5 protein-coding genes are annotated in these 5277 nt (G+C 64.6%); 3 read left to right on the top strand and 2 right to left on the bottom strand.

Translation table 11 applies throughout. The features are described from left to right. Positions 1-48: 48 nt before the first annotated feature. Together B7O88_RS16715 and wrbA are read right to left on the bottom strand one after the other, a co-directional pair. On the bottom strand, positions 49-1059 hold the full coding sequence (locus B7O88_RS16715; protein ID WP_088277761.1) for an ABC transporter substrate-binding protein: 1011 nt from the start codon (positions 1057-1059) through the stop codon (positions 49-51). A 183-nt stretch (positions 1060-1242) separates the two neighbouring features. Next, on the bottom strand, positions 1243-1896 hold the full coding sequence (gene wrbA, locus B7O88_RS16720; RefSeq protein WP_088277763.1) for an NAD(P)H:quinone oxidoreductase: 654 nt from the start codon (positions 1894-1896) through the stop codon (positions 1243-1245). A gap of 105 nt (positions 1897-2001) precedes the next feature. Between wrbA and B7O88_RS16725 the strand changes: the two genes are divergently transcribed. The 3 genes from B7O88_RS16725 to B7O88_RS16735 are packed head-to-tail and all read left to right on the top strand — an operon-like array spanning position 2002 to position 5130. Next, positions 2002-2970 (top strand): isopenicillin N synthase family dioxygenase, encoded by a 969-nt coding sequence (locus B7O88_RS16725; RefSeq protein WP_088277765.1) that lies wholly within the window; start codon positions 2002-2004, stop codon positions 2968-2970. Next, positions 2963-3715, top strand: a complete 753-nt coding sequence (locus B7O88_RS16730) for an alpha/beta fold hydrolase (RefSeq protein WP_088277767.1) — start codon at positions 2963-2965, stop codon at positions 3713-3715. Before B7O88_RS16725 ends, B7O88_RS16730 begins: the two co-directional genes overlap by 8 nt. Positions 3716-3762: 47 nt before the next feature. Continuing rightward, the gene (locus tag B7O88_RS16735) at positions 3763-5130 is read left to right on the top strand and encodes an 8-oxoguanine deaminase (RefSeq protein WP_088277769.1); all 1368 of its coding nucleotides are present in this window, start codon (positions 3763-3765) and stop codon (positions 5128-5130) included. Positions 5131-5277 lie beyond the last annotated feature (147 nt).

Below are 5277 nucleotides of genomic sequence, written 5' to 3' on the forward strand. Positions count from 1 at the left end.
ATGGGTACCCGGGGCGGCCCGCAGGCGGGCCGCCGGCTGGTCGGTTAATCAGGGCAGGACGGGTTCGGCGGGCAGGTAATCCAGACTGTAAACGTCGTGGATATCCAGGCTGGCATCAACCAGGCCGGCTTCCAGCATGAACTCGTGAATCTTCGCCCAGCGTGCGTCAGTCATCACGCCGATACCGCGGGTGGCCGCGTCGCCGCCGGTCACCAGACCGTATTCCTGCATCTTGGCGATGCCGTAGGCGATCTGCTCGTCGGTCATTTCCGGGTTGGCTTCCTTGATCAGCGCGTTACCCGGTGCCGGGTCCTTGAAGTAGCTGGCCCAGCCTTCCATGCTGGCCTGCACAAAGCGGCGCACCAGATCGGGGTCTTTCTCGATCAGCCCGTCAGTGGTCTCGATGGTAGTGGCGTAGGCCGGGTAGCCATAGTCCGCCAGCAGGAACACGGACGGCTTGATGCCCGCCTTCTCCATGGCAAAGGGCTCGGACGACAGATACCCCTGCTGCACGATATTGGTATCTGCAAGGAAGGGCGCGACGCTGAAGGTGTAGGGGCGGATCATGTCATCGGTGTAGCCGTACTTGGACTTCAGCCAGGGCCAGAAGGTGGTGTTGGCAAAAGCAGCGATGTAGACCGGCAGACCCTCGGCCTTGATTTGTTCCAGCGAGGTGATGTGCGGGTGCGCGATCAGTGCCTGCGGGTCGCCCTGAAAGGCGGCGGCCACGGTTGTGACCGGCATGCCCTGCTCTACTGCCTTGACGGCGCCGACGGCGTAGCCCATGGAAAAGTCGCGCTTGCCGGAGACCAGCAGCTGCATGCCGTTGACCTGTGGACCGCCCATCTCGATGGACACATCCAGCCCGTATTTTTCATACAGGCCGGTGGCCTTGGCCTGATAGAACCCACCGTGTTCGGCCTGGGCATACCAGTTGGTGCCGAATACGACTTCGTCCAGCTCGGCCGCCATCAGGGATGTGGACAAACCGCTGGCAAGCACCGCGCCGGCCATGCCGAGCAGTGCAGACGACTTCAGATTCTTGCGGGGGTGGCGCATGTGTTGCTCCTTGCTTGCAGTAGATAGCTGACCAGTTATTCAACATTTCTCCTGCAGCAAGCGCCGTGCCATGTGTCGTAAGTGCCGTTATTTCCATTTCCTGAACAGTTGGTCAGTAAAAATGTGCACCGGATTGCGTCGCAGTGTCGGCGCTCTGCACTGCGACGGCTCAATTTTCGCGAGTCAGTGGCTGCCCGCAGCCAGGTCCACCGAGGCCGGCTCCGGGGTGATCTGCCCGGCCAGACGCGCAACCCGTGCACCGAGGGCGCGGGCAATCGCCTGCTCACCGTCATCTACGCCCAGCGTGCCGTTGAAGCCGGTGACCGCCGAGGCGCCGTAGGGCGAGCCGCCGCTGCGGGTGTGCACCAGCTCCGGCACGCTGTGCGGTACGCCCGCGAGGATCATGCCGTGCTGCAGAAACGGCAGCAGCAGGTTGATCAGCGTCATCTCGTTGCCCGAGTGCATGCCGCCGGTGGAAGTGAAAGCCGCGCCCACCTTGCCGATCAGCGCGCCCTGGCGCCACAGCGGTGCTACCTCGTCGATAAAGGCACGCAGCGGCGTGCTCATCAGCCCGTAGCGGGTCGGCGAGCCCCAGATGATGCCGGTCGCCCACTCCAGATCGGCCATGCTGGCCTGCGGCAGATCACGGTATTCGGCCTGGGCGGCAATAAAATCGGCGCGTTCGGTATCGACGCTGAACTCCGGTTCGGACAGCGCCACCCGGCGCAAACGGACCTCGGCCTGCTCATTGGCGGCGCCTTCGGCGATGGCCTTGGCCAGCGTCAGCGTGGTGCCGTAGCGGGAATCAACAACGATGGTGATGCGCGATGGGGTCATGAATGGATGCTCCTGAGTGACGTTGAACAAATCGCTACACGGGCTGGCATGCAATATGAATACCTGACCAGATGGACAACCTGTTTTATTCATCTGGAGAACGACATGACAGAGCAGTATGGGTCAGTGGCAGCCAACCTGCCGGTGATCGACATCAGCTCGATGCAGGGCGGCAGCATCGGGGACAAAGCGGCGATGGCGGCGACGCTGCGCGATGCCTGCGAGCACAGCGGCTTTTTCTACGTCAGCGGCCACGGCATCGAACCTGCGTTGATCGAGCAGGTGTTCGCGGCGTCGAAGCGGTTCTTTGAGTTGCCGATGACCGACAAGCTGGCGGTCGACAAGGCCCAGTCCAAGGCCAACCGGGGCTACGAGCCGCTGCGCGGCCAGACCCTTGAAGCCGGTGCGCCGCCGGATTTGAAGGAAGGCTTCTATATCGGTGAGGAGGTCGCCGCCGATGACGAGCGGGCGCTGACCCGCTTCAATATGGGCCCCAACCAATGGCCGCAGGGCGTCGCCGATTTCCGCCCGGCGATGGAGCAGTATTACGCCGCAATGACCGAGCTCAGCGCTCGGATCATGGCCGCGCTGGCGTTGTCGTTGAATCTGCCGGAAGACTTCTTTGCCGATTTTTGCGAATCGCCGCTGTGTACCCTGCGCCTGCTGCACTACCCGCCCCAGCCGGGCAACCCCCAGCCAGGTGAAAAGGGCTGCGGCGCGCACACCGACTTTGGCGGCATCACCGTGCTGCTGCTCGACGACAAACCCGGCCTGCAGGTCTGGGACGCGGCGGGCGAGCGCTGGATTGACGCCAATCCGATTCCCGGCACCTTCGTGGTCAACCTCGGCGACATGATTGCCCGCTGGACCAACGATCGCTACCGCTCGACGTTGCATCGGGTGGTCAACACCTCCGGTGCCGAGCGCTACTCGGTGCCGTTCTTCTATAGCGGCAACCCCGACCATGAAGTGCGCTGCCTGCCGGTCTGTCTGCAGCCGGGCGATGCGCCGCGTTATCCGGTGACCACGGTCGAGGCGCATCTGCAGGAGATGTACCGGAGGACCTATGCCTGAGCCAGAGAACAAGCCGACCTTGGTATTGATCCACGGCGCCTGGGCCGGCAGCTGGGTGTGGGATGCTCTCAAACCGGAACTGGAAGCCGCCGGCCACCGGGTGCTGGCGCTGGATATGCCAGGAAACCCGCAGCATCCGGCCGCAGCCGAAGATATCAGCATGGCCGGCTGCATGGCGCATATCGCCGCCGCCTGCGCCGAGATCGAAGGCCCGCTGCTGCTGGTCGGCCATTCCGGCGGCGGTGTGATCGCCACCCAGGCGGCCGAAATGCTCGCCGAGCGAGTGGCTGGCGTGGCCTATCTGGCGGGCATGATGCTGCCCTCCGGGCTCGGCTTTGCTGAGCTGACCACCGAGCTGATGCAGCGCCATCCCGAAGCCGCCGGCATCTGGCCGCATCTACACTGGGCGGAGGATCGCCAATCCTCGACAGTGCCGCCGGAGGCGGTGTGCGAAATCTTCCTGCAGGATCTGCCGCACGAGCAGGCGATGGCGGCGGCGCAGCGTTTCTGCAGCCAGCCCGAAGGCACCCGCGCGCTGGTCGCCGAATGGACGGAAGAACGCTTCGGCAGGTTGCCGCGGCTGTATGTGGAAGCCACCGAGGATCGTTCGGTGGTGCTGGCCGCGCAGCGCAAGATGCAGGCGCTGGTGCCGGGTGCGCAGGTGGTCAGCCTGGCCTGCGGGCACGTACCGCAGGTAGTGCAGACCGCGGCGGTGGCCGCGGCGCTGCTGGCGTTTGCCAATTGAATCAACAGCAGGGCGGCCAACGTCGCCGCCCTGTCCAGGAGCATTGCATGTCTTCAACCCTGCTTTTGAAAAACGCGCTGGTCATCGCCACCATGGATGACGAGCAACGTGAAATTGCCAACGGTTCGGTCTTTATTCGCGGCAATCGCGTCGAAGCGGTCGGCCCCGCCAGCGAGCTGCCAGCCACCGCTGATAAGGTCATCGACATGACCGGCCACGTGCTGATCCCCGGCCTGATCAACACCCACCACCACATGTTCCAATCACTCACCCGAGCCCTGCCCGCCGCCCAGGATGCCGAACTGTTCGACTGGCTGACCGCGCTGTTTCCGGTTTGGCAGAACATCACCCCGGCCATGCAGCGCGCCGCCACCCGCACCGCGATGGCCGAGCTGATGCTGTCGGGCTGCACTACCGCCGCCGACCACGCCTACCTCTACGTCAACGGCACCCAGCTGGACGACAGCGTGCAGGCCGCGCAGGAGATGGGCATGCGTTTTCACGCAGTGCGCGGCGCCATGAGTCTGGGCCAGAGCAAGGGCGGGCTGCCGCCGGATGCGCTGGTCGAACAGGATGAAGACGCCATTCTTAAGGAGATGCAGCGGGTGGTCGAAGAGCTGCACGACGCCACGCCCGACGCCATGATCAAGGTCGCCCTCGGCCCCTGCTCACCCTTTACCGTGACCACCGACCTGATGCGCGAAGGTGCTGCACTGGCGCGCTCCTACGGCGTTGGCCTGCACACCCACACCGCCGAAAACGCCAAGGACCTTGCCTTCAGCAAGGAGCGCTACGGCATGACCCCGACCGAATACACCGAATCGGTCGGCTGGGTCGGACATGACGTCTGGCACGCCCACTGCGTGCATCTGGACGACCCGGGTATCGCCCTGTTCGCCCGCACCGGCACCGGCGTCGCCCACTGTCCCTGCTCCAACATGCGCCTGGCGTCCGGCATCGCGCCGATCCGCAAGATGCGCGACGCCGGGGTCAAGGTCGGCCTGGGCGTGGACGGCAGCGCCTCCAACGACACCAACAACCTGCTCGACGAAGCCCGCCAAGCCATGCTCTCGGCCCGCGTTCGCGATGAAAACCCGACCGCCATGAGCGCCCGCGAAGCGCTCTACATCGCCACCCGCGGCGGCGCCGACGTACTCGGCCGTGCCGACATGCTGGGCCGCATCCAGCCCGGCTACTGCGCCGACATCATCGCCTTCCGCACCGACGACATCGCCCTCGCCGGCGCCCTCATCGACCCCATCGCCGCCCTCGTCTTCTGCACCCCGCAACGCGTCGCCCACAGCATCATCAACGGCCGACAGGTGATCGAAGATGGCGTGCTGCTGACGCGGGAGTTGCCGCTGATTATTGAGGAGCACAATGCGCTGGCAAGGGAGCTGGTTCTAGGCAAATAGACACGAGTCTGCGCGGACTAGCGTCCATGCACCCGTAGGGGCACTGCGTGCAGTGCCCGTGGTCGCATCCGCACCTGCGTGACCTGCTGATCGTTCCCACGCTTTGTGTTCTTCAGGTGCGGCGGAGGGTCGTTCCGATCAGCCTTT

Origin of the sequence: Halopseudomonas aestusnigri, from assembly GCF_002197985.1 — a bacterium.
GTDB lineage: Bacteria > Pseudomonadota > Gammaproteobacteria > Pseudomonadales > Pseudomonadaceae > Halopseudomonas > Halopseudomonas aestusnigri.